We start from the raw sequence: 22,669 nt of genomic DNA, 5'->3' as shown, positions 1-22,669 counted from the left end.
TAGCATACATTTGTACTTTAAATATTGAATATGTTATTATACGGGTAAGTATGGTGAAATGAGGATAATACAAAGGAGTGAATTGAATGTTTACCAAGGATATGAATATATTAGACATTGTAGCAGACTATCCAGAGACAGAAAAGATTTTTGCCCAGTATGACCATATAGCCGGTAAGTGTATCATGTGCCACCATCTATTTGATTCTCTGGAAGGTTTTGCTGATCAATATGAATTGGATTTAGTTGAGTTAATATCAAAATTAAACGATTCCATCATTAAATAATTTTATCGCTATTTTGCCAAGTATAGTTTGTATGGTTATTTCATAATACTGAATAGGTCTCCCTATTCTATTTTCTAAAAATTATCAATATTCGATAAAAGTATTGAAATAGTGATATTTTTAAACTATACTGTAACTAATATTATGTAAAGGGGGGATAGAATGTTTGACATATTTAAGAGAAAGTCAAAGCCATCGGAAGAAAAACTAAAAGGATCTATAGACAAGGCCATGGTATCTGAGGAGGATCTTATTTCTCAATCTCAACTCCATTTAATTAAGCAAAATGAAGAGAACTTATTACATAATCTAGAGATGAAAATAGAAGATTCTACTAATCAGACGGAAAATTTAATCAACGCCATAGATTCCATAGCCAACAGGGTTGAAGAACAGGTAAAACAAATATATTCGGTAGTAGATGAAATAGGCCATTATTCGGCTATGGCAGAAGAACTCCATGCTAGCTCTAGCGATTCCTATAGAACGGCAAATGAAACCTTAACTGTAGTAGATAAAGGGAGTAATGCCGTTAACAATACTATTGAATCCATGAAGGAAATAAACAAATCCATGTCCAATGTAATGGATCAGATAAACGGTTTAAGGACTAGTGTTGGTCAGATAGAGGATATATTGAATATCATAAGGGGTATTGCCAAACAAACCAATCTACTAGCCCTAAATGCAAATATAGAGGCAGCTAGAGCAGGAGATGCTGGTAGAGGTTTTGCTGTAGTAGCTAATGAGGTGAAAAAACTAGCCGATAGAAGTGCTGAATCAGCAGATCATATATCGGATATCATCAAGGATATTCAGGTCAATGTAAATACTACTGTAGATGCTATTGAAGACAGTAATGCTAAGATTAATGAAGGTTCATCAGTTGCAGAGGAGTCCCAAAGGGCCTTTGAAGAAATTGAAACTGCTATCAAAGATATGATCCAGATAATCAACGAGATAACAGAAGCTATTTCCGTTCAGACCACTAGCCTTGAAACTATAGTCCTTTCGACAGATCAGATGGAACATTCCTCTGAAAAGGCTATGTCTATGGTAGAAAGCGCCCTGATGAATACCCAGTTTACAATGGCTACATTGAAAGAACTAAATCAAGTAACCAAGCTTTTAGATGGGATGACTAGAAAACTAATAGACCAACAAGAAATTGTCGGAGAAAAGGAACCTACGGTTATAAATCTAGCCCTTTCGTCACCAATTCAAACCTTAGACCCAGCTATGAACAATGTAATGGAAAGCTTGAGGTTTTTAAACAATATTCACTCAGGACTACTGACTATTAGCGATACAGGAGATGTGCTTCCCTCTATAGCTAAAAATTGGTATGTAGAAGATGATAATCTTACCTGGGTGTTTAATCTAAGAAAGGATGCCACCTTCCACAATGGGAAGAAGATTACAGCTGATGATGTAAAATATTCCCTAGAGCGACTACTATCACCGGAATTAGACTCACCCAATACCTGGTTTATCGACTATATAGAAGGGGCAAAGGAGTTCATGGAAGGTAAGGAGAGGGAAGTTAAGGGGATTGAGGTATTAGATGATTATAGATTATCTATCAAGTTGGAGGCACCCTTTAGCGGATTTCTTTTGCAATTATCCCATGGATGCTGTGCTGTAATGGATGCAGAGGAGCTTAAAAAAGGAAATTTCGTAGGATGTGGCCCTTATATATTGGATAGTCATGAGGATGATGAATATCGACTACTGGCCTATGACAATTTCCTAGGGGGGAAAGCCTACTGTGATGTGGTAGAGGTAAAGGCTGGTGATAAGGATGGGTTGGACAATTTCATAAATGGTAAGTATGATTTCTATATTATACAGGACAAGAAGGAGTATGAAACCATTAAAGGGCATGAATTAGGCAAGGATATTAGTTTTGTAGATTTGGTAGGTACTTTTTATGTAGGGTTTAAGCTAAAAAACACCAGCTCTCCATATATCCAGAAGCCCATGAGACAAGCTATAAATTATGCTATAGATAAGAAGCGAATAATAGATGAAATATTTGGCGGCCTTGCAGTAGAGGCCAAATGTATAATACCTTCTGGTCTAATACCTTGTCACCATGTGGCAGGCTATGGATACAATCCTGAAAAGGCCAAAAGGATAATAAGGGAAGAAGGAGTGGATTTAACTAGGCCACTAGTATTTCTTTCAGGAGAAAATCCCCATCCTATATTAAAACTAGTAGAAGAGGATCTAAAGGCTATAGGGATTACCTGTAGATATGAAAAAGTATCAAGGGACAAGCTTTCAAGGGCTGATGAACTACAGGAGGGTTATGATATGTATTTTTCAGGCTGGTATGCAGATACCCTTGACCCTTCATCTTTTATAAAACCACTGTTTATGCCAGGAAATCAGACTAATCTAAGCGCCTATGAGAATCAAGAAGTAGTAGAACTAGTTGAAAAGGCAACCCAGATGGCAAATCCTAAGAAAAGGGAGGAAATATATATGGAGATTCAGAGGATAATATCCGAGGATGCTCCCAATGTTCCTATACTCCATCCCCAAAATGCAGTATGTACTAAAACTGATGTACACAATGTGAACTTGTCGCCTTTGGCTATGCTTAAATACGATAATATAATAAAATATATATAGAAGAAAAGAGGATGCCTAATTCATATTAGGCATCTTTGACTAGCTACCATACATTTACTCTTTTAGTATACCTTTCAAAAACCAATCTGTATAGAATTTTCTTTTAATATCAATTTTTTGTTTCTCATCGGTTATATTCATTTCCCTAAAATACATTAATATATTAAACATGGATGTAGCATAGATATAAAAAATGAAGTCAATATCTACAGAATCCTTCAATTTTCCCAAGTCTTGTAATTCTATTAGCTCATCTACTATATTACTGTTCAAATCCTTGCTATATTCCCCAAAATAGAATTTCATCATTACCTCTATTGGAGCTCTATACCAGGTTTGATTAAAATCGATTTCTTTTTGAGTACATATTTCTTCTATAGGAATTATGTCGCTATCCATAAGAAAATAACCAATTTTTTGCTTTTCTTTAGCATATATTTTCTTTTCTATATTACTCATCAAATACAGGTACAGATCATCTTTATCATAGAAGTATTGATAGAAGCTACCTATGGAAATATCTGCTGCTTTGGTGATAGATCTAATATTTACATCTTCATAATCCATCTCGATAAATATATCATAGGCTGCATCTATGATTTTTTCTTTTTTAGAATTGGGTAGATTAAAAAATGTTTGTTTTGGCATATTTATCCCCCTCAGTCATTTTGCCCATACATTATATCAAATTGTAAATTAATAGTAAAGAAAAGGAACAGGATAAAATTTTAGAAAATATAGATTATAAAAAATCTATTGACATCGCCACTGTACTGTGCTAATATGTTAAATTAAATAACATGAATGTGAACGCGTTCACTGCACCGCATTAAAGTAATGACTTAAGGTATAAATTTTATTTGTAGGAGTGATGATATGGGCAAATATATAGGAAAAAGAGTACTAACTGGAATTTTTACTATTATTATAGCTTTTACTCTAAATTTTATAATAATCAATTTAGCTCCTGGAGATCCGGTTAGAACTCTTATGGGAAAGGAAACAGATGATCAACAATTAAGAGTTGCATTAGAAAAGAAATATGGACTAGATAAACCATTGCCTGTTCAATATGTAAATTATTTAAAGACTGCTATGAAGGGGGATTTGGGCACGTCTATTATATACAATAGGCCTGTGTCGAAAATGATTGTAGAAAAACTTCCCGCAACTATTCTATTAGTTTTGACTGCTGCAGTACTGTCTTTAATCATAGGCACGGCTATGGGGATTATTGCAGCTAGAAGGGAAGGTTCTGCTATAGATGTTATTTTTTCAGGATTGTCTTATATATTAAATTCTATGCCTTCTTTTTGGCTAGGGTTGATGCTAATAATTATTTTTTCTTCTAAACTAAAAATACTTCCTACCTATGGTATGACAGATCCACGAGCATCCTATACAGGTAAAGCTTATGTTTTAGATGTTATGAAACATATGATACTTCCTGTAGGAACATTGATATTGGTAGAGATTCCATTATATTTTAGAATAGCAAAATCTTCTGTATTACAAGTAACTAATGAAGATTTCATTCTAACTTTAAGAGCCGCAGGTATGGATGAGAAGAAGATATTTAATAAATATATTTTTAAAAATGCTATTTTACCGACTATTACAATATTTGGAATATCTTTGGCATATTTGATAACTGGTGTAGCTTTAATAGAAATTGTATTTGCTTGGCCTGGCACTGGTAGATTGGTTTTGACAGCCATTAATCAAAGAGATTATCCTACTTTGATGGGAATGTATCTTATCATGTCTATTTCAATTGCAGTTGTAATGATGATAGTAGATATAATATATGCAATATTAGATCCTAGAATTAGATACTAAGGAGGGCTAACATGACAAATCTAAGTAATTTTCTGAATAAAGCTAAGCATGCTTTTTTAAATAGCAGGCAGCTTAGATTGGGGACTTGTGGAATTGTTTTACTGCTATTGATTGTAATATTTGCGCCATGGATTGCACCAGAAAATCCATATAATTTTGGGCCAGATATATTAAATGGAGTGGGAGAAAATGGGCATATTATTGGAACAAATAAAATGGGACAAGATATTTTTAGTATGCTCATATATGGGACAAGGACTTCCCTTAAGGTAGCTATCATCTCTGCTTTAATTTCTGGGATATTAGGAATTTTAATTGGCGGAGCTGCAGGTTTCTTTGGTGGGAAAGTAGACCAAGTCGTTTCTGAAATAATAAATATATTTATGATGCTGCCTACTTTCTTTTTAATTCTTCTTATAATTGCACTTTTTGGTAACAGCCTACCAAATGTAATGATTGTAATTGGGATTACTACTTGGCCATCTAATGCGAAGCTTATGAGAGCTCAAGCCTTGTCATTAAGAGAAAGAACTTTTGTGAAGGCTGCAGCTGCTATGGGAGAGACAAAGGGACAAATATTATTTAAATATATTATTCCAAATGGGATATTTCCTGTTATAGCCAATACTACTGTAGGAATGTCCAATGCTATATTGACAGAAGCAAGTCTTAGTTTTTTGGGGCTAGGTGATCCTAATACAATTAGTTGGGGACATATGATATATGAAGGGAAACCATATATTACTAGTGCATGGTGGATAACTACTTTTGCAGGTTTAGCTATAGTCATTACAGTTACTATATTTTATTTGCTAGGCGATGGATTGAATCATGCACTTAACCCTAAGCATATTAATCAGAGGGGTGAATAAATATGGAATCTATTTTAAATTTAAAAAACTTCAATGTAACTTATGTGAATAAACATAAGAAGGTATATGCAGTTAAAGATATTAGCTTTCAAATATATAAAGGGGATTCTTTAGGTATTGTAGGAGAATCTGGTTCTGGTAAATCCACTTTAGCCATGGGAGTGTTAAAACTTTTACCTGAAGATGGAGTTGAAATTTCAGGTATGGCTAATTTTTTAGGAAGAGATTTGACTAAATTGTCTAAAGAAGAGATGAAGAAGATTAGGTGGAAGGAATTAGCAGTAATATTCCAAAAATCCATGAATTCATTATCCCCTGTTCATAGGATAGGAACTCAGGTTGAAGATATTTACCGTGTACACAAGCCAAAGGCGACTAGAGAAGAAATAATGGATAGATTTGCTTATCTATTGGATTTGGTCAATCTATCAAATCGGGTGTACAACTTGTATCCTCATGAATTATCTGGAGGTATGCTTCAGAGAGTATCTATAGCAATAAGTTTGATTCACAATCCAAAACTTTTGATAATGGACGAATCTACTACTGCATTAGATGTGGTAACTCAAGGGCAAATATTAGATGAGATTTCTAGAATGGAAAAAGAACTGGATATGACTAGGATTATGATCACTCATGATATGTCTGTAGTAGCAACATCCTGTAATAAGGTAGCAATAATGTATGCAGGAGAGCTGATGGAAATGGGATATGTAAAAGATGTACTGAAGACTCCATTTCACCCCTATACAAAAGGGTTGTTAGCATCTTTTCCATCACTTAGAGGAGAGAGAGAAAAACTAGAAGCAATACCTGGTTTTTTACCGGATTTATCTAAGAGGATTGAAGGATGTGTTTTTGCACCAAGATGTTCTCATGCTACTGATATATGCCATAAGAAGAAACCAAATAATATCAATATAGAAGATGGACGAACTATAAGTTGTCACCTATATGGAGGTGGAAAATAAATGACTAAAAACAATCCCTATATAAAAATAGACAATGTATCTAAATGGTATCCTGTAAAATCTGGATTTAAATCGAACAAAAAAGAGAAACAATGGGTAAAGGCTGTTGATGGTGTTTCTTTGGAATTAGGGAAAGGTGAGATCTTAGGGGTCATTGGTGAATCAGGATGTGGGAAATCTACCTTAGGTAGAATTTTGGTTAGATTAGAAGAACCTACAGATGGAGATGTGTTTATAGATAATGTGTCTGCTGCTGAACTCATTAAGGAAGATGCTAAGAGTTTTAGAAGATTGGTACAAATAATATTTCAAAATCCCTACGATTCCTTTACACCAAGGGATACTATAGAGCAGATATTAACTAGGCCTTTAAACATCCATTCCATAGGTAAATCAGTTGAAGAGAGGAGGAAGATTTGTTTAGAAGCATTGGAGTTTGGGGGGCTTCATCCTGCAGAGGATATTATGAAAAGATACCCTCATGAGCTATCAGGTGGACAATTGCAACGTATATCTATATTAAGAGCTATGTCAGTAGATCCTAAATTCATAATAGCAGATGAACCTGTATCTATGTTAGATGTATCTGTACGATCAGATATTATCAATATGCTTTTACAATTAAGTAGAGAAAAAGATGCAGCTATAATATTTATTAGTCATGATATAGCATTAACTAGGTATATTTCTGACCAGGTAGCTGTTATGTATTTAGGTAGGGTTGTAGAGTATGGGGATAGTGATGAGATAATTAATAACCCAAAGCATCCATATACTCAAGCATTAATTTCAAACTGTGCTTCCATAGATCCAGAGGAGGTAATGGAAAAAATAAGTATTGAAGGGGAACCCCCTACACCTATTAATCCAGGACCTGGATGCTATTTTGCTCCAAGATGCCCTAGAAGGACAGAAGAATGTTTCAGCAAATATCCTACTACTCAGGATGTTGGAGAAGGTCATTTAGTAGTTTGTGATAGGATAAAATAATTTGATAGGAGGGTAAAAAATGAAAAGAAAGTTACTTTGTATGAGTTTAATAATTGTTTTAATTGCCTCTTTATTAGCAGGATGTGGTAATGGAGACAATGCTCCATCTGAAGATGGAAAAGGTGGTAAATCTGAAGGAGATAAAGTAATGATAGTGAGAGCTACTGGAGATCCAATGACTTTTAATCCAGATACCATACCAGATGATTATGCTTATCCTATTGTACAGAATATTTTCAATAGGTTGGTTAAATTGGATGCAAGTAAGCAAATTATTCCTGATTTAGCTACAGATTGGGATGTAAGCGAAGATGGTAAGACTATTACCTTCAACTTAAGAGATGATGCAAAATGGCATGATGGAGAAAAGGTAACTAGTAAGGATGTAAAATATACTTTCGATACGATAAAGGAAAATGAAAGTTATTATATGAGTTCCAGATTAGCAATTGTAGATTCAATTGAGACACCAGATGAGTATACTGTAGTGTTTAATATGAATAGACCAGATGTTTCTTTTATTGCTGACTTAGGCTGGTATGGAACTTTCATTTTACCAGAGCATATATTTAACAATGGACAATCTTGGGAAGACAATCCAGCTTCAAAAGAACCTATAGGTTCCGGACCATTTAAGTTTGAAGATTTCAAACAAGGGGAAAGTATCACTTTAGTTGCTAATCCAGACTATCATGAAGGAGCACCGAAATTGGACAAGATAATATTCTCTATAATTCCTGACGATGCAACTGCAGTTGAGGCATTGCTTAATGGAGATATTGATGTGTTAGACTCCGTTCCTGCAGCTAATGTTAAAGAATTAGAAGCTAATGAGAATATTAGGCTTGCATTAAATGAATATCCTTCTCCAATGAGAATTATATTTAATTTAAATGAAGAAATATTACAAGATGTAAATGTAAGAAGAGCTATTGCTACTGCTATCGATAGAGAAGAAATATCCCAAAAGATCTTTGATGGAATACAAAAGCCAGAATATAATATGTATCCTTCTTTAATAGAATGGGTTTCTAATAGCGAACAAACAGCTCCTAAATTTAATATTGAAGAAGCTATTAATATATTAGAAGAGGCAGGATATACAAAGGATGCAGATGGATATTATATAAGAGGGCTTACCATAGATGTATTTGAAGATGGGGGCTATCCAGATGCCGCTAAGTTGATGGAAGCTACTTTGGCACAAGCTGGTATAGAATTAATAGTACAAGTTCATGAATTCAATGCTTGGTCTGAAAAAGTAGATATTCAAAGGGATTTTATGCTTGAATTACAAGGTGGTTTTATGGGACCAGACCCAGCTGCACTTCAAAAACGATTAGGTACAGGTGAATATAGTAATTATGGAGACTATAGCAATAAGGAATTTGATGAGTTGCTAGAAAAAGGTGCTGCTACTGGAAACCAAGATGAAAGAGCTAAGTACTATAAAAAGGCTCAAGCAATATTAGCTGAAGAACTACCATATATACCAATAGTTGCATATGCTGGCTATGATGCAAACAATGATAGATTTATCAATTTACCAATAGATGGAGAAGGTAAATGGGGTTGGTCAGAATATACATTTACCGATATAAAATAGTTTATTAAATTATATAGCTAATCACATATTCTAGAATATGTGATTAGCTAAATTTTAAAGGAGGAGTAGCAATGAAGAAAGTGTTTGAAGAAGTAATAAAGAATATACCTGATTATAAGGAGTTTTTGACTGTAGAGGAAATGGATGCTAGTAGCAAAAAATTAGCTGAGGAATTCCCTGATTCAGTAGAATTATTTGAAATGGGAAGAACAAGGGATAATCATCCTCTATATTGCCTAAAAATTGGCAATGGCTCAAATAATGCACTTATGTGTGGTTGCCCTCATCCTAATGAACCTATAGGTGCAATGATGTTAGAATATTTTTCAAGGGAACTTGCTGAAAATGAGGAATTGAGAAAAGAACTAGATTATACCTGGTATATAATTAAAGCTTGGGATGCAGATGGCACTAGGTTAAATGAAAATTGGTTTAAAGGGCCTTTTACTTTATATAATTATGCTAGAAATTTCTTTAGACCTGCAGGTCATCAACAAGTAGATTGGACCTTTCCAATAGATTACAAAAAACTACACTTTCACGATACCATACCTGAAACTAAGGCCATGATGGATTTAATAGATGAGATTAAGCCAAAGTTTATCTATTCACTGCACAATGCTGGTTTTGGCGGGGTGTATTGGTATATATCTAGGGAAACTAAGGAAATTTATGAAGATTTAAGAAATGCTGCTAGGAAACAAGGTATACCCCTTAACCTTGGAGAACCTGAAGCACCTTATTGTGTGGCTTATGATGATGCTATTTATCAAGATGTGGGGATTCAACAAAATTACGATTATTTAGAAAAGTATGGGGTTGAAGATCCAGGAAAAGTTATAAAAGTTGGAACATGTAGTGCTGACTATGGAAGAGAAGTTTGTGATGCTTTTACCCTTGTGACTGAATTACCATATTTTTATGATAAAAGGATAGCTGATCTATCACCATCAGATATTACTAGAAAAGATGCAGTTTTAAAAAGCTTGGAATTTAGCGAAGAAGCAGATGCTTTTATTAGAAGTACACTAAATGAAACAAAACAATATATGGCTGAAAAAAATCCTTTTAGATTAGCATTAGAAGCTTTTACTGATTTGGATGATAGCAACGAAGCTACTAAAAAGATGATAGAAGAAAATCCAGATTTTGCAAAAAAAGCTACAGTTGCAGAGAAATTTGACAATTTATTAGTGTCTAAATTCTATAAGATGTTATCTTTAGGTTTATTGGTAAGAGCTAATGAAATGGAATTAGAAAAAATGGAGGCAAATAAAGAGAACAATCTTGAAAAGAGGGAAGCATTAGAAAAAGCTTATAATGTTTCATTAGAAAGATTAAAGGGATTAAGTGAAGTTTTAGAAGAAAAGATCGATTACGAAGTAGTACCTATAAAAAAACTTATAAGCATCCAATTAGAATGCGGTTTGATTATGGCTGATTATTTGAATAGGAACTAGGAGGTAATCTTATGACTCTTATTAGAGGTGGAAAGGTCTATGATGGTAAAGGAAATATATTAGAAGATACAGATATACTAATGGAAGGTAGTACTATTAAAGATATTGGTCAGGACATAGTAGTTTCTGAAGATACGGAAATATTTGATGCTAAAGGGAAAGTAGTTTTTCCAGGCTTTATCGAATCCCTTAATGTATGGGGCTGTGTAGGGCCAGGTTGGGGAGATGACGATTTAGGTGAGCATTCAGATCCTGTTAATCCAGAGATGAATGTGGTTTATTCTTTTGATCAAGATAGTATGATGTTTCAAAGGGTTTTTGAATATGGAATAACCAGTGCAGGAATAGTTCCTTCTACTTCAAATGTTCTAGGAGGATATGCAGCAGTATTCAAAACCTATGGAAAACATCCTTATGAAATGTTGGTTAAGGAAAGAGTTGCCATGATGAGTTCGATATCAAAGGCACCTAAAAATTTATATGGTAAGAGAAATATATCTCCAATGACTAAAATGGGAGCTATTGCACTATTAGAACAGGCCTTGATTAATGCTATAGAATATGGGGAAAAAAAGGACAAGGATTATGATTCTAAATCTGAGGCATTACAAGATATAATCAATGGCCACGTCCCCTTGTTTGTTAATTGCAATACTAAGGCGGAAATGGATGCTATTGAATTGGCATTGAGGGGTTTCCCCGTGAAAATTGTATTTACTGGTGCATTTGGTATTGGAGACAATACGGGAAGCATTATGTCCAATGAATATAGTATAATCCTAGGAGATTTGGCTAATGGTATGGCTGCTGCAAATGACAATGTAGATTTTGAAAGCATTCAAAAGTTAATAGATGAAGGAATAGATATTGCCATTAGTTCAGGGGGAGATAATATGTCTTCGGGAAAAGAATCTTTACTATGGAATGCTATACTATGCTATAAGAATGGTATCGATAGTGAGGATGTTTTAAAGATGATTACTTCTATTCCAGCTAAGATCCTTGGAGTAGATAGTAGAGTAGGTTCTATAGAAATAGGAAAAGATGCAGACATAGTAATATGGAGTGATAATCCAATTAAAACCTATGCTGCTAAAGTAGAAGCTACTTTTATCAATGGAGAAAACATCCTAAACGCTAGGAGGGTTGACTCATGCTGGTAATTAAGGATGCTAAAATATTTACTTCAGCTAATAGGGTAATACAAAAAGGGCATATATTGATTGAAAATGGGAAGATAGTAGATGTAGGCGAAACCCTAGAATTACCTGAAGGAGAGATAATAGACGGGGAAGGATTAGTTGTAATTCCTGGAATAGTAGATGCTCATAGTCATATAAGCGGTTTTGGAGCAGATATGGAAGAACAGGATTTAAATGAAATGACTAAAAATGCTACACCAGAGGTAGAATCCATATATTCAATAGATACTAAATCTCCTATGTTTGAAAGGGCAATTAAAGGAGGGATCACTACTTCTGCAATTGCTCCAGGAAGTGGAAATGTAGTAGGTGGGATGGTATGTGCCGTAAAATCCTATGGAGATAATATAGAAGATATGTGTATAAAAAATCCTGTAGCTTTGAAAGCAGCTCTTGGAGGTAATCCTAAGGGGGTTTATGGTAAAAGAAATGAAATGCCCATGACAAGGATGGGGATTGCTAATGTATTGAGAGATACATTGATAAAGGCAAAAGAATATATGAAAAAGAAAGAAGCTAATGAAGATATACCTTTTGATATGGGCTTGGAGAATGTATGCAAAGTTCTTAGAAAAGAAATACCTTTAAAAGTCCACTGTGAACAATTTGATATGTTGACTACTATTAGAATCGCTGAGGAATTTGATATAGATTTTACATTGGATCATGCTTGGGGAGCTAGTGATTTTTATGATGACATCATAGGTTCTAAAAATTGTAAGGGAGTTATATATGGACCTATAGGAGTATTGTTGCTTCCTGGAGAGTGTGGTAAAATCGACATATTTAGCCTTATAGAATTAGATAGAAAAGGTGTTACTTGTGCAATAATGACAGATGGGCCTATACTAAAACCTGATGTTATTATTATCCAAGCTGGGGAGGTTGTGAGATTTGGTGGAGATATTGAAAGAGTAATCAATATGCTCACTATAAATCCAGCTAAGATATTAGGTATTGATGACAGAGTAGGGTCAATAGAAAGAGGGAAGGATGCAGACTTAGTTATATTTGATGGAACACCTGCATTGGATACTAACGCTACTGTTCAGTATACCATAATAGATGGACAAGTAGTCTATGATAGAAACAAATAGTGGGACACGGGGAGAGCTCTCCCCCTCCCACTAATTGACAACTCTTCTCAAGAAATCCTGAGTTCTTTGATTTTTTGGATTTGTAAATATATCTTCTGGCCTACCTTCTTCTAATATGATGCCATCATCCATAAATACAACCCTATCAGCTACTTCTTTGGCAAAATTCATCTCATGGGTTACTATGACCATGGTCATGCCTTCTTTGGCTAGTTGTTTCATTACCTCTAGTACTTCTCCTACCATTTCTGGATCTAGTGCAGAGGTAGGTTCATCAAATAGCATTAAATCTGGGGACATGGCCAAGGCTCTAGCTATGGCAACTCTTTGCTTTTGTCCACCTGATAGTTGATTTGGGAAAGATGAGGCTTTATCCTTTAGGCCTACCCTTTCAAGAAGATTTAGTCCCATATTCTCAGCTTCATTTTTATCCATTTTATTTAGCTTAGTGGGGGCAAAGATGATATTCTCCAAAACCGTCATATGGGGAAATAAGTTGAAGTTTTGGAAAACCATCCCCATATTTTGTCGTATCTCGTTTATATCATCTTTACACTGGGTGACTGAAGTACCTTTAAATAATATTTCACCACTATCGGCTTCTTCTAACTTGTTTAAACATCTTAACACAGTGCTCTTTCCTGAACCGCTAGGGCCTATGATTACTACAACTTCTCCTTTATGGACATTTAAGTTTATTCCCTTTAATACATGTAGATTTTTAAATCTTTTATGCAAATCAATTACCTTAATCACTAGTTTTCAATCTCCTTTCAAAAGCCCTTACAATTGTAGATAGGGTAAAGGTGATGATAAAGTATATAGCTGCTGTAACTAATAAGGGTTCGAAAGGTATAAAAGTATTGCCCCTTACTGTTTCTGTATTGTACATCAACTCATGTATTCCAATTATTGAAACTATGGAAGATTCCTTAATAATAGCAATAAACTCATTGCCTAGAGCAGGGAGTATATTTTTTATGGCTTGAGGTAGAATGATACTTTTCATAGACATGGAATAATTCAATCCCAAGGATCTAGCAGCTTCCATCTGCCCCTTATCTACCGCCTGAATCCCTGCCCTGATTATTTCTGCTACATAGGCGGAACTATTTATGGATAATGCTATGGCTCCTGACATTAAGTCGGAAAAATTGCTACCCAATACATATATATCGGGAAAATCTATCCCTATTTCAGATAGTCCATAGTAGACTATGAACAACTGAACCATTACCGGTGTGCCCCTTATAAATTCAATATAGGCTGCTGCTATAGATTTTAATATAGGGTTGTGAGATATTCTCATTAAAGCAAATAGTATCCCAAATATTACACCAAATATTATTGTAATTATAGACAACACTATGGTTATCTTAGCACCTTCTAAAAAGAACATATAATAATCTTTTAAAAAACTGAAATTCAATTTTAAGCCTCCTTAATACTCAAACCCTTTATGATATTTAGACCTTATTCTTCTTCTGAAAGAATAGTAGCCTCTTGTATGAATTTTTCAAGGGAATCATCTTCCATTAGTCTATCTATAGTATTGTTTATTGAATCTACTAGCTCCTTGTTGCCTTTTTTTACAGCTATAGCAACTCCCCCTTCTTTACCAAAATCAATATAAGGTGAAAGGACTAAATCTGGATTTGCTTTTTCATAGGCTTCAGCAACAGGAGTTGCCAAAACGATTCCGTCAATTTTATTGTTTTTCAATTCTAATACTAAGTTTGTAATCTTACCTAAGGCCTTTACCTCGGAACCCTCAACAACATCTTCAGCTACTTCTTCCTGTACCGTTCCTTTTTGGGCACCGACTTTCATGCCTTTTAAATCTTCAATGGATTTATATTTTTCTACATCTTCGCTTCTAATCAACAAACCTTGCTCTGGGTCATAGTATACTTTTGAAAAATCTACGTTTTTCTTTCTCTCTTCATCAGGGGTCATACCTGCTACCACAAAGTCTACATTTCCAGTATTTAAGGCTGATAGAAGTCCGCTGAAGTCCATATCCTTTATCTCAAGTTCTACGCCTAAATCCTTGGCAACTTCCTTGGCAATATCGATATCAAATCCTACAATTTCATCTTTTCCATCGACTTGTCTATGGAATTCATAAGGTGGATAATCGGCACAAGTACCTAAAACGATTTTGTTTGAATCCTGAATCCTGTCTACGGCTGATCCAGTTTCCTTTGAATTACCACAACCAACTAAGGTCAATGAAAATAACAATACGACCATGATTAATGCCACATAAGTACTAAATTTTTTCATCATTTTTAATTCCTCCTAGTAAATTTACTCTATGACATAGTATTATACGCTACAATGCATAAAATTACAATAGGGTAGTTAAAAATGCATAAATATTTTTTAGTGACATAGAATGGAAATACTTATATATAAAAAAAGGTCTATATAAGCCATTGAAAACACTAGAATATATAGTAAAGATATAAAGTATTCAAAAATATCTGAAATGAAAGAAAAATGCAAGCTTATTAGCTATGTGAATAATTATACATGTGACGGTGACGATGGTTCTCCCTGTCTCAAAAACAACAAATGCTGGGATAAGGAAAAATTATGTGAAAAAGGTGAATATAATGGGTAGTATATTATGTGAACCGTAAAATACTATTCTAGAGGAGGTAGAATATGAGATTAAAAGACAAAGTGGTTATATTAACGGGGGCTAGCTCCGGTATAGGCAATGCAACGGCTTTGAGATTTGCTGAAGAAGGGGCAAAGGTAGTTGTAGTTGCAAGGAGAGCTGAAAGATTAGAAGAATTAGTAAATGCAAGTAAGGAATTAGATGGAGAGATATATCCAATTCCAGGAGATGTTTCCGTCGATGAAGATATAGAAAAGGTAGTTGAAGAGACATTAAACAAGTATGGCAAGATAGATATTCTAGTTAACAATGCAGGTGTTCTTGACAATTATCTTTCAGCAGACAATATGGAAGATGAAATATGGGATAAGGTACTAGATGTAAATCTAACAGGACCAATGAAGATGATAAGAAAGGTAATACCCCATATGATTGAACAGGGTTTTGGAAATATTATCAATACTGCTTCTGTTGGAGGCTTGTTTGGGGCAAGAGGAGGCATGGCCTATGTTACATCTAAGCATGGTTTAATAGGTATGACCAAGCATATTGGCTATATGTTCCAAGACAAGGGAATTAGATGTAATGCCGTAGCCCCAGGATCTGTTAAGACGGAGATTGGCGGTACAGTGGAGAGCCCAAATCAATTTGTATTAGATAAATTGATGAAAGGAGTTAGTGCATTTCCAGTAGTAGGAGAAGCCGAAGAGATTGCTAATGTTATGCTATTTTTAGCATCAGATGAGTCTAGCTTTGTAAATGGAACTACCATCGTAGCCGATGGAGGATGGACCGCATATTAATCTAATATTGTATTGTTTACCAGCCTAAGGGCTGGTTTGTTTTTTTGTAATACAAACTTAATATATATATCGTTAAGGAAGTTTGACTAATATTATATAATGTAAATAAAGACATATGGCTATATAAAAGGAAGGAGTGAAAATGTGAAAGAAAAAGTATTTAATCTTATTTTGTTTTCTTCATTGCTTATACTTTTTATCTTTTCTCAACAGTTCAATACCTGTTCATTAGCTGCACCTCCTATTAAATTGGTAGCTGATGGAAAGGATATTACCTCGTTAGCTAGCCCTATAATTGAAAATGGCAGGACCTTAGTGCCAATACGATTTGTAACGGAAGAATTAGGAGGAAAAGTTGATTGGAAAGATAAGGAGAAAAGGGTAATCATCCAAAAGGACAATCAAATAGTAAATTTGAAAATCAATAGCTATCTAGTATCCTACGAAGATGGTGAGAAGAATTATAGTCTAATAGATGTGGCCCCTAAAATAGTAGATGGTCGCACCTTCGTACCTCTTCGTTTTGTTGGTAATGCTTTAGGGGTAGGAGTGGAATGGGATGAAGCCACGAGGACAGTTAATATCGACTCTAGTAAAGCATCAAATATGGAACCGCTTTTTAATGTGAGTATTTCTTCATTAAATTCTGGACAAGTTATAAAAGGTAAGACAGAATTGCAAATAGAACTAACTGAAGATAATTTATCCAATGCTAAAGAGATAAAATACCTATTATTAGATCCAAATACAGCTGAAGGTTTTGTAATAGCTAGAGGAGAGGGTATAACGGAAAAATATACTTGGATACCGGATTTAGAGGAAAAAGGGGAGAAGGTATTGGTAGCAGCCCTCTATGATAAGGATGGAAAATTTATAGCAGGTGATGCTATTTCCGTTGTTTTAGATGTAGTTCCTAAGGTTTCACTAACAGGAATAAAAGAAGGTGAAACATTGGACAACACCATATATATGGGGGTAGATACTAGTTTTGTAGCATCTTATGTAAAATATGAGGTTACTAATTTAGATACGGGAAAAATCAATATCATAGGAGAAGAGGCTCCTATAGATCCCTATGGTCAATATAAGTGGGAACCAAATGTAAGGGAAAATGGAAACTACTCCTTCAAGGTAATTGCTTACGACAGTGAAAACAAACCTTATGAAAGTGAAAAGATAGTTGCAAGGGTTGAAGTAGATCCTAAATTAACATTAACCGGGGTTTCACAGGGACAAGTGGTCAACAAGCCTGTCAATCTACTGGCTTCTAGAAATTTTGATGTAAGGGAAACCCAGTATATATTAAGAGACCCTATTTCCGGAAAGGAAAAAATCCTAGCTCAAAAGCCCTATGGAGATTATAGATGGTTTCCAGGGACTGATATTTCTGGAGACAAAGAGGTATTGGTGAGAGTTAAGGATACCAAGGGAGTGTCCCATGATAGTAAACCTATAAAGGTCAGCTTGACTGGTGAAGCTACGATACTTCTTCAGGGAGTAGGGCCCAATCAAGTGTTGAGAGAATCCACTAGTTTAATGACTTTAAGCAATATGAACTTAGATAGTGTAAGCTATGTTCTCATTAATAAGGATACGGGAAAAGTAAAAAACATAGCAATGGATAAGGATCCCCTCTTAGAACAGACCTATACTCCTACAAAAGAGGACGTGGGCTATTGGAATATACAAGCTATTGGTAAAGCTAAGGGTAAAGAAATCAAAAGCGAACTAGTTCCAATTAGGGTTTATCTTGGAGAGACTTATCAATCCGTACCTATAATTGAAAAGGACAAATATTTGGATTTGGCCTCTGGATTAGCCAAAGACTCTTGGGAAAAAACAGGTATGTCTGCAGCATTACAAACCGCTCAGTCCATCCTTGAAAGTGGCTGGGGCCAAAGTGTTCCCGTGGACAAATATAGTGGGAAAATATCCTACAATCTATTTGGAATAAAGGGTAAAGGGCCTAATGGATCAGTAACTTACAATACTTGGGAAGTATATAATGGGAAGACTTATTACGTAGATGCGGATTTTCGAGCTTACAACAGTGTTCAGGAAAGTTGGACAGATCATAAAAGCTTTTTACTGAATTCTGATAGATATGAACCTTTTAGGGAAGTAATGCAAAACAGCACCCAAGGAGCATGGGCCCTAAAAAGAACTGGCTATGCCACTGACCCAGAATATGCATTGAAGTTGATGAGGATAATAAAGCAGTATGATTTGAAAAAGCTTGACAAGGTGAGGATTTAAGTTTTCCAATATTCCTTGTATTACAAATCTTCTTATAATATAATTTACTTAGACAATCGAAATATTATAAGGAGGTTTTAATATGGGTAAAGGACTTTTGGATAGGAAAGATGTGGATGAAAGATTTACCTGGGATCTAACAGCCATATTTGAAACGGAAGAGGAGTTTGAACAAAAACTTCAAGAAGTGGTGAAACTATCCGAGGATATGGAAAAAGAATATAAGGGGAAGCTAAATGGGGCAAAAGAGATCAATGCCTGTTTAGATCAGCTTAAAGTTTTGATAGAGCTGGCAGGTTTGCTGGGAACTTACTCTTATCTGTCAGTAGCAGTAGACCAGACGGATACGAAAAGTCAAACTAGACAGATGAAAACCTCTAACATTCTGTCACAGGTAAGTAGCCGCCTAAGCTTTATTGAATCGGAAATAGTTCAAGTAGAGGAAGAAACAATCCAACAAGCTATAGACCAATCCCAAGAAAATGCACTATTTTTAAAGGATATAGTGAGGAGAAAACCCTATACCCTACATCCTGAGGTGGAGAGGACCTTATCAGCTCTTTCCAATGTATTAGAAGCACCTTATCAAATATATAATAGGGCTAAATTGGCTGATATGGATTTTGGAACCTTTACAGTAGACGGGAAAGAGTATCCTCTAAGCTTTGTGTTATTTGAAGGGAAATGGGAGTATGAAAATGACACCAAGATCAGACGAGCTGCAGCAGAAGCATTTTCAAACAAATTAAGGGAATATCAACATACCATAGCTACAGCATATCAAGTCCAGGTACAAAAAGAGAAGACTATAGCCAATTTAAGAGGCTTTGACTCCGTAATAGATAGCCTATTGTTTTCTCAAAAGGTAGACAGGGAACTATACGACAGACAGATAGATTTGATAATGGAAAATTTAGCACCTCATATGAGGAAATATGCTAAGCTAATTCAGAAGATCCATGGATTAGAGGAAATGACCTTCATGGACTTGAAATTAGCAGTTGATCCAGAGTATGAACCGGACATAAGTGTGGAAGAAGCTCGACCCTATATAGAGGGGGCATTAGCAGTATTAGGTGAGGACTATCTGGAGATGATCGATAGAGCCTTTAACGAAAGATGGATAGACTTTGTCCAAAACAAGGGGAAATCCACTGGTGCTTTCTGTTCTAGTCCTTATGGTAGCCATCCTTATATATTGATTTCTTGGACTGGAAGGATGAGGGAGGTATTCGTTTTATCCCATGAACTAGGTCATGCAGGGAATTTCTATTTAGCTCATCAAAACCAAAACATATTCAACTCAAGATCATCTAGATACTATGTAGAGGCGCCTTCTACTATGAATGAAATGCTTATGGCAAATTATCTGATGAAAAATACCGAAGACAAAAGGATGAAAAGATGGGTATTGTCATCTATGATATCTAGAACCTACTACCACAATTTTGTAACCCATCTATTAGAAGCAGCTTTCCAAAGAGAGGTATATAAAATAGTTGACGATGGTGGCTCTATCCATGCAGCATTATTAAACAAATTAAAGAGGGAAGTATTAGAAGAATTCTGGGGAGATGCTGTAGTAATCAACGAAGGAGCAGAGCTTACTTGGATGAGACAACCTCATTACTACATGGGATTGTATCCTTACACCTATAGTGCAGGATTGACTATTGCTACGGAGGTAAACAGTAGAATATTAAAAGAAGGACAAAAGGCTATAGATGATTGGCTTGCGGTACTTAAATCTGGTGGTCTATATACACCAGTAGAGTTTGCTAGTAGGGCAGGAGTAGATATTACTACTGAAAAGCCTTTATTAAATACAATAGAGCATATTGGAAATATAATTGATGAAATAATTCAATTAACGGAAGAGATATAAAAACAATGGGGACAGCTGGCTGTCCCCAATTTTATTATGCATTAAAGAAGGCGTTGTAGCCTTTGTAGGTCATATAAACATCAGCTTTGCTTGCAATCTCATAAGGAGCATGGACACTTAGTAATGCTACTCCACAGTCTACTACTTCCATACCATAGTTTGCAAGTATATAGGCGATGGTTCCGCCACCACCTTGGTCTACCTTGCCTAATTCACCCATTTGCCAAACTACATCGTTGTCGTTAAATATTTTTCTTATCTTTGCTAGATATTCGGAGTTGGCATCGTTACTTCCACCTTTTCCTCGGGCTCCTGTATATTTAACTATAGTGACACCTTTACCTATAAATGGAGCATTCATCTTGTCTAAAACTTCAGGATAATTAGGATCGAAACCTCCTAATGTATCGGCTGAAAGTACCCAGGAATTTGCCAAAGTTCTTTTTACTACAAGTTCCGAATAGTCTTCTTCAGTTAGATATATCAGTTCTGAAACTACATTTTCGAAGAATTTAGATTCCATGCTAGTATTGCCTACACTGCCTATTTCTTCTTTATCTACGAATAGGGCTACAGCTGTTTTGTTTGGTTTTTCTACATCCAATATGGCTTTAAAGGAAGTGAAGGCGCAAACCCTATCGTCCTGGCCATATCCTCCAACCATACTTCTATCTATGCCTACATCTCTGGATTTTCCTGCTGGCACTACTTCGAATTCTGCAGAGGTAAAGTCTTCTTCTTTTATTCCATATTTTTCATGAAGTATATTAAGTACATTTAATTTTACTTTTTCGTTTATTTCATCGTCTTTATAGGGGATACTTCCAACTAGAAGGTTTAGGCCTTCTCCGGTAATTCCTTCACCCATCTTCTTGGCCATTTGGTCCTTAGCTAGATGGGGGAGTAGATCTGTAATGAAGAATACTGGATCCTCTTCATCTTCGCCGATAACTATATCGATTTTTTCTCCATCTTCTTTCATGACAACTCCATGTAGTGCTAGGGGCAATGTAACCCATTGATATTTTTTTATTCCACCATAATAGTGGGTTTTACATAGGGCTAAGCCTGAGTCCTCATAGAGAGGGAATTGTTTTAAATCTAGTCTTGGAGCATCTAGATGGGAGCCGATAATATGCATACCCTTTTCAAGTTTTTCTTCACCTATTACAAATAGCGCAACGGCCTTATTTTTGTTATTTGCATATATTTTCATGCCTGGAGTAGGTTTAATCTTCTTTTCTATTACTTCGTCTATAGATATATAGCCTTGTTCAGTTGCTACTCTTATTATTTCTCTAGCTGCTTCTCTTTCGGTTTTTCCCTTATCTAGGAAATCCTTGTACTCTTCGTTTATTTCAAATACCCTGTCCTTTTCTTTGTCTCCTAATACTTCCCATACATTATCCCATTTGTGGGTCAAAGCTTCTTGAAGTTCTTTTCCTTTTGATTCTTTCGCCATTTCCATCCCTCCAAAATGTATTTAGCATCTCTAAGTATCATAATATATCTGTCAATTGATGGTGTCAAGGCAATAAATAAGGAACAAGCATCAATAATGCCTGTTCCCGTTTCTAGCTATTAAGAGGATTGTTTTCATTTAGATAACTTAATCTATTATTTAAGAAATTAATATGTCTATCTACCTCAGAACTCATCTGTTCAAACATTTGTTTTGTTTCTTGATCTTCTGTAGACTGGGCCATCAGAGAATAGCTACCTTTGGCTGCTTCACAAGAAGCTATTGCTTTTTGCAAATCACTTTGTACAGTCATCTTTTCACCTCGCTTTCCAAATTAGATTAACCAAAAGCAAAGTATAAAATTCAATGTAATTGTTTGAAAAAGCTTAAAGATTTAGAAAAAAATTGACAACAAAACAGATCATATCTTTAAGATTTGATCTATATAGATTATTTTGGCTTTTATATATTTAGAAAGCAAATATTGAAAACTGCAGAAGAAGCCTATGGACAATTGATATGCAATAGGAAAAACACGATATTTGGAGGGGGAGCCTTCATAAGGATGGGTTCTAAGAACATACCATTGGCAATCGATCTATCTGAAGCAGGATTAGCCTATATAGAAGAAGATGAAAATATGATAAAGATCGGTGCCATGACCAGCTTTGGAGAT

The 22,669-nt window shown here is 35.2% G+C and carries 19 protein-coding genes and 1 pseudogene; 14 read left to right on the top strand and 6 right to left on the bottom strand.

What is annotated here, in order from left to right:
• Window positions 1–86 precede the first annotated feature (86 nt).
• Window positions 87–287, top strand: coding sequence for a hypothetical protein (locus tag C3E88_RS06320; protein ID WP_236909323.1), 201 nt, complete (start codon window positions 87–89; stop codon window positions 285–287).
• 162 nt (window positions 288–449) lie between these two features.
• The gene (locus tag C3E88_RS06315; protein WP_236909322.1) at window positions 450–2,924 is read left to right on the top strand and encodes an ABC transporter substrate-binding protein; all 2,475 of its coding nucleotides are present in this window, start codon (window positions 450–452) and stop codon (window positions 2,922–2,924) included.
• Window positions 2,925–2,978: 54 nt separating this feature from the next.
• Here C3E88_RS06315 and C3E88_RS06310 read toward each other — a convergent pair whose 3' ends face one another.
• Window positions 2,979–3,572 (bottom strand): TetR/AcrR family transcriptional regulator, encoded by a 594-nt coding sequence (locus C3E88_RS06310; RefSeq protein ID WP_236909321.1) that lies wholly within the window; start codon window positions 3,570–3,572, stop codon window positions 2,979–2,981.
• A 228-nt stretch (window positions 3,573–3,800) separates the two neighbouring features.
• Here C3E88_RS06310 and C3E88_RS06305 point away from each other — a divergent pair, with 228 nt between their 5' ends.
• The 8 genes from C3E88_RS06305 (at window position 3,801) to C3E88_RS06270 (ending at window position 12,961) form a co-directional block, all read left to right on the top strand.
• A complete protein-coding gene (locus C3E88_RS06305) occupies window positions 3,801–4,763 on the top strand; it encodes an ABC transporter permease (RefSeq protein ID WP_236909320.1) in 963 nt (320 codons plus the stop codon).
• Window positions 4,764–4,774: 11 nt separating this feature from the next.
• The gene (locus C3E88_RS06300; protein WP_236909319.1) at window positions 4,775–5,635 is read left to right on the top strand and encodes an ABC transporter permease; all 861 of its coding nucleotides are present in this window, start codon (window positions 4,775–4,777) and stop codon (window positions 5,633–5,635) included.
• A 2-nt stretch (window positions 5,636–5,637) separates the two neighbouring features.
• Window positions 5,638–6,606: an ABC transporter ATP-binding protein gene (locus tag C3E88_RS06295; protein WP_236909318.1), complete on the top strand. Its 969-nt coding sequence runs from the start codon at window positions 5,638–5,640 to the stop codon at window positions 6,604–6,606.
• Complete coding sequence (locus tag C3E88_RS06290) at window positions 6,607–7,596, top strand: ABC transporter ATP-binding protein (protein ID WP_236909317.1); 990 nt, start codon at window positions 6,607–6,609, stop codon at window positions 7,594–7,596.
• A 19-nt stretch (window positions 7,597–7,615) separates the two neighbouring features.
• Window positions 7,616–9,202 carry an ABC transporter substrate-binding protein gene (locus C3E88_RS06285; protein ID WP_236909316.1) on the top strand — a complete coding sequence of 529 codons (1,587 nt, stop codon included), beginning with the start codon at window positions 7,616–7,618 and terminating at the stop codon, window positions 9,200–9,202.
• A 71-nt stretch (window positions 9,203–9,273) separates the two neighbouring features.
• Window positions 9,274–10,662 carry a M14 family zinc carboxypeptidase gene (locus C3E88_RS06280; protein ID WP_236909315.1) on the top strand — a complete coding sequence of 463 codons (1,389 nt, stop codon included), beginning with the start codon at window positions 9,274–9,276 and terminating at the stop codon, window positions 10,660–10,662.
• Window positions 10,663–10,673: 11 nt separating this feature from the next.
• Window positions 10,674–11,825, top strand: a complete 1,152-nt coding sequence (locus C3E88_RS06275) for an amidohydrolase family protein (RefSeq protein WP_236909314.1) — start codon at window positions 10,674–10,676, stop codon at window positions 11,823–11,825.
• Window positions 11,816–12,961: an amidohydrolase family protein gene (locus C3E88_RS06270; protein WP_236909313.1), complete on the top strand. Its 1,146-nt coding sequence runs from the start codon at window positions 11,816–11,818 to the stop codon at window positions 12,959–12,961. The genes C3E88_RS06275 and C3E88_RS06270 overlap by 10 nt, the downstream gene beginning before the upstream one ends.
• Window positions 12,962–12,991: 30 nt before the next feature.
• On the opposite strand, the gene C3E88_RS06265 is transcribed toward C3E88_RS06270, so the two are convergent.
• The 3 genes from C3E88_RS06265 to C3E88_RS06255 are packed head-to-tail and all read right to left on the bottom strand — an operon-like array spanning window position 12,992 to window position 15,250.
• Window positions 12,992–13,717, bottom strand: coding sequence for an amino acid ABC transporter ATP-binding protein (locus C3E88_RS06265; RefSeq protein WP_236909312.1), 726 nt, complete (start codon window positions 13,715–13,717; stop codon window positions 12,992–12,994).
• A complete protein-coding gene (locus C3E88_RS06260; RefSeq protein WP_236909311.1) occupies window positions 13,710–14,390 on the bottom strand; it encodes an amino acid ABC transporter permease in 681 nt (226 codons plus the stop codon). Before C3E88_RS06260 ends, C3E88_RS06265 begins: the two co-directional genes overlap by 8 nt.
• Window positions 14,391–14,434: 44 nt before the next feature.
• The gene (locus C3E88_RS06255; protein WP_272878467.1) at window positions 14,435–15,250 is read right to left on the bottom strand and encodes an ABC transporter substrate-binding protein; all 816 of its coding nucleotides are present in this window, start codon (window positions 15,248–15,250) and stop codon (window positions 14,435–14,437) included.
• 381 nt (window positions 15,251–15,631) lie between these two features.
• On the opposite strand from C3E88_RS06255, the gene C3E88_RS06250 reads away from it, so the two are divergent.
• The 3 genes from C3E88_RS06250 to pepF all read left to right on the top strand — a co-directional run bounded on the left by C3E88_RS06250 (window position 15,632) and on the right by pepF (window position 20,531).
• Window positions 15,632–16,390, top strand: a complete 759-nt coding sequence (locus tag C3E88_RS06250) for a glucose 1-dehydrogenase (RefSeq protein ID WP_236909310.1) — start codon at window positions 15,632–15,634, stop codon at window positions 16,388–16,390.
• Window positions 16,391–16,534: 144 nt separating this feature from the next.
• Window positions 16,535–18,646: a stalk domain-containing protein gene (locus C3E88_RS06245; protein WP_236909309.1), complete on the top strand. Its 2,112-nt coding sequence runs from the start codon at window positions 16,535–16,537 to the stop codon at window positions 18,644–18,646.
• A gap of 82 nt (window positions 18,647–18,728) precedes the next feature.
• A complete protein-coding gene (gene pepF / locus C3E88_RS06240; protein ID WP_236909308.1) occupies window positions 18,729–20,531 on the top strand; it encodes an oligoendopeptidase F in 1,803 nt (600 codons plus the stop codon).
• A 34-nt stretch (window positions 20,532–20,565) separates the two neighbouring features.
• On the opposite strand, the gene C3E88_RS06235 is transcribed toward pepF, so the two are convergent.
• Together C3E88_RS06235 and C3E88_RS06230 are read right to left on the bottom strand one after the other, a co-directional pair.
• On the bottom strand, window positions 20,566–21,993 hold the full coding sequence (locus tag C3E88_RS06235; RefSeq protein ID WP_236909307.1) for an aminopeptidase: 1,428 nt from the start codon (window positions 21,991–21,993) through the stop codon (window positions 20,566–20,568).
• Window positions 21,994–22,105: 112 nt separating this feature from the next.
• Window positions 22,106–22,306: a DUF1657 domain-containing protein gene (locus C3E88_RS06230; RefSeq protein ID WP_236909306.1), complete on the bottom strand. Its 201-nt coding sequence runs from the start codon at window positions 22,304–22,306 to the stop codon at window positions 22,106–22,108.
• Between the two features lie 123 nt (window positions 22,307–22,429).
• On the opposite strand from C3E88_RS06230, the pseudogene C3E88_RS06225 reads away from it, so the two are divergent.
• Window positions 22,430–22,669, top strand: a pseudogene (locus C3E88_RS06225) (hypothetical protein); the annotation flags it as partial.

This window comes from Clostridium sp. Cult3 (genome assembly GCF_021655115.1).
Lineage (GTDB): Bacteria > Bacillota > Clostridia > Tissierellales > Tepidimicrobiaceae > PPXY01.
The sequence above is the reverse complement of the archived record's forward strand: the minus strand, read 5'-3'. Positions and strand labels throughout refer to the sequence as shown.

What these genes read in the sequence shown, in the direction of transcription:
- C3E88_RS06255 (WP_272878467.1), bottom strand. Translation starts at nt 15,250, where the DNA reads ATGATGAAAAAATTTAGTACTTATGTGGCATTAATCATGGTCGTATTG.
- C3E88_RS06310 (WP_236909321.1), bottom strand. Translation starts at nt 3,572, where the DNA reads ATGCCAAAACAAACATTTTTTAATCTACCCAATTCTAAAAAAGAAAAA.
- C3E88_RS06315 (WP_236909322.1), top strand. Translation starts at nt 450, where the DNA reads ATGTTTGACATATTTAAGAGAAAGTCAAAGCCATCGGAAGAAAAACTA.
- C3E88_RS06305 (WP_236909320.1), top strand. Translation starts at nt 3,801, where the DNA reads ATGGGCAAATATATAGGAAAAAGAGTACTAACTGGAATTTTTACTATT.
- C3E88_RS06295 (WP_236909318.1), top strand. Translation starts at nt 5,638, where the DNA reads ATGGAATCTATTTTAAATTTAAAAAACTTCAATGTAACTTATGTGAAT.
- C3E88_RS06285 (WP_236909316.1), top strand. Translation starts at nt 7,616, where the DNA reads ATGAAAAGAAAGTTACTTTGTATGAGTTTAATAATTGTTTTAATTGCC.
- C3E88_RS06230 (WP_236909306.1), bottom strand. Translation starts at nt 22,306, where the DNA reads ATGACTGTACAAAGTGATTTGCAAAAAGCAATAGCTTCTTGTGAAGCA.
- C3E88_RS06270 (WP_236909313.1), top strand. Translation starts at nt 11,816, where the DNA reads ATGCTGGTAATTAAGGATGCTAAAATATTTACTTCAGCTAATAGGGTA.
- C3E88_RS06275 (WP_236909314.1), top strand. Translation starts at nt 10,674, where the DNA reads ATGACTCTTATTAGAGGTGGAAAGGTCTATGATGGTAAAGGAAATATA.
- pepF (WP_236909308.1), top strand. Translation starts at nt 18,729, where the DNA reads ATGGGTAAAGGACTTTTGGATAGGAAAGATGTGGATGAAAGATTTACC.
- C3E88_RS06250 (WP_236909310.1), top strand. Translation starts at nt 15,632, where the DNA reads ATGAGATTAAAAGACAAAGTGGTTATATTAACGGGGGCTAGCTCCGGT.
- C3E88_RS06280 (WP_236909315.1), top strand. Translation starts at nt 9,274, where the DNA reads ATGAAGAAAGTGTTTGAAGAAGTAATAAAGAATATACCTGATTATAAG.
- C3E88_RS06290 (WP_236909317.1), top strand. Translation starts at nt 6,607, where the DNA reads ATGACTAAAAACAATCCCTATATAAAAATAGACAATGTATCTAAATGG.
- C3E88_RS06300 (WP_236909319.1), top strand. Translation starts at nt 4,775, where the DNA reads ATGACAAATCTAAGTAATTTTCTGAATAAAGCTAAGCATGCTTTTTTA.
- C3E88_RS06320 (WP_236909323.1), top strand. Translation starts at nt 87, where the DNA reads ATGTTTACCAAGGATATGAATATATTAGACATTGTAGCAGACTATCCA.
- C3E88_RS06235 (WP_236909307.1), bottom strand. Translation starts at nt 21,993, where the DNA reads ATGGCGAAAGAATCAAAAGGAAAAGAACTTCAAGAAGCTTTGACCCAC.